This is a genomic window from Bacillus sp. CDB3 (assembly GCF_002081505.1).
Lineage (GTDB): Bacteria > Bacillota > Bacilli > Bacillales > Bacillaceae_G > Bacillus_A > Bacillus_A cereus_AT.
Window position 1 is genome coordinate 1 of record NZ_ALBR01000036.1, and the last position, 2175, is coordinate 2175.

A 2175-nucleotide genomic window follows, 5' to 3' on the forward strand; every position below is an offset into this window, starting at 1 on the left:
ATTATATAGAATTATATTGGAATAAATGTTTATAATTTTCATATTAATTGTGAAAATTTTATGAACTTTGCTTTTATTGTGTTTTAATACCGCTACTAGTGGCGCGTAAGACTCACATATGAAAACTTGGTGGACTTAAGGAGGTTAAGTGAGATTCGCACTGTTTATATAATCACGATTCGTGTGGCTAATAATGTATGAGGGATAAATAACACTTACTGATTTAAGTTTCACTTCATACGTATATAATTTTCTGTTTTTAATTGAAAAATAGAATTTGTTTGAATAATTATTCTACAGCTATATACCTATGCACACTTTCTTCGTATAATGAAGAAGTATGAATTTTAAATTTGTATAAATTTTACATATAGAGGTGAAAAAGGGATGAATGCGCGGCTAATGGAACTTATTGATGTGAGTACAATAGAAACCATGGCAGAACAATTTTATAATTTAACCAACATATCACATCAACTTCTTGATGCTGAAAACGAATGTATATTTTCATTTGGAATTAATGGAATGAAAGTATGTAAACTTCCCAAAATTGAAATCCCCATTTTCTTATACAATCAATATTTAGGGTCTTTTGTTGTATGGTCCGAAAAAAGCGAAATCTTCCATTGTAAAAAATATTTCGAAATGCTTTCTAACCTCATTATAGACGGGGGAAAAAAAGTATTTCAAACCCAAAATACATCGTTACTTTCTCGAAAAGAGGAAGAATTACATACGATCTTACAAAATATGCCCGTTATGGTTGATGCGCTTGACTATAATGGAGATTTTGTTTTGTGGAATCGAGAATGCGAGATTGTAACAGGCTATACTGCTGAAGAAATAATTGGGAATCCAGACGCACTTCGATTACTGTATCCTGACCATAATTATCGCAATCAAATACAAAATAAATTTTTGACTTGCGGAAAAAATTTTAGAGATTGGGAAATGCGTTTAACATGTAAAAATGGAGAAATTAAAACGATAATGTGGTCCAATATATCAGAGCAGTTTCCTGTAAAAGGATTTAGTTACTGGGCTGTTGGTGTAGATATTACACATTTAAAAGCGATAGAAGAGCAATTAATACAACAAACTTCTGAATTAGAATTAATTTTTAAAGCTTTACCAGATTTATGTTTTTTAACAGAAGATGATGGGACAATTATAGATTATAAAGCAGGATCTCCTACAAAATTTTACGTACCCGCAGCAGCTTTTATGGGAAAAAAGTTTTACGAAATATTACCATCTGCAGTAGCGCAGCAATTTCAAGAAGCAATTCGCCAATTGAAAGAAGAAGGAAAGAATGTAATTGTAGAATATCCTCTAACACTTAATGGAAGTATCGATTTCTTTGAAGCTAGATGTTTACCATTATTACAAGATAAAATTATGATTATTGTACGTGATATTACAGAGCGGAAAAAGGCAGAAGAATTGCTAAATAAATCAGATACACTTGCGGCAATTGGTCAATTAGCAGCCGGTGTAGCTCATGAAGTGAGAAACCCATTAACTGTAATTAAAGGATTTATACAGTTATTCCAAATTAATAAAGAAGATCAAGAAAAATATTTTGACCTTATGCTTTCCGAAATAGAAAGAATAGAAGCAATCCTCCAAGAGTTTTTGTCGATTGCTAAAACTGATGAAATAAATACAGAAAAGAAAAATATTTATCAAATTTTTAAAAATGTCGTATCACTAATTAATACAAAAGCAATCATGACAAATATTCAAGTTGAACTATTTACAGATTCCAAAGAGATAATCATTGAATGCTCAGAAAATCAATTGAAACAAGTATTTATTAATATTTTGCAAAATTCAATTGAAGCAATGCTAGATGGTGGGAAAATTTCAATCCATATAAAAGAAATACATAAAAATGGTGTCATTATTAGTGTAATAGATGAAGGAATAGGAATACCTGAAGAAAGAATTAAAAGATTAGGTGAACCTTTTTATAGTACGAAAGAAAAAGGTACCGGTATTGGATTGATGTTAAGTTATAAAATTATTGAAAGTCATCAAGGAACAATAAGTATAATGAGTGAGGTTGGCGTCGGGACAACTGTAACTATTTACTTACCGAAAATTCAGAGTAAACAATCTCTATCAAATTGTGATGATAGATGTATTTCAATACGTTCTAATATTAACCCCTAA

The 2175-nt window shown here is 30.3% G+C and carries 1 protein-coding gene; it reads left to right on the plus strand.

Features of this window, described 5'->3' with window-relative positions; genetic code table 11:
• Positions 1–387 precede the first annotated feature (387 nt).
• A complete protein-coding gene (locus CDB3_RS10905; protein ID WP_128854496.1) occupies positions 388–2175 on the plus strand; it encodes a PAS domain-containing sensor histidine kinase in 1788 nt (595 codons plus the stop codon).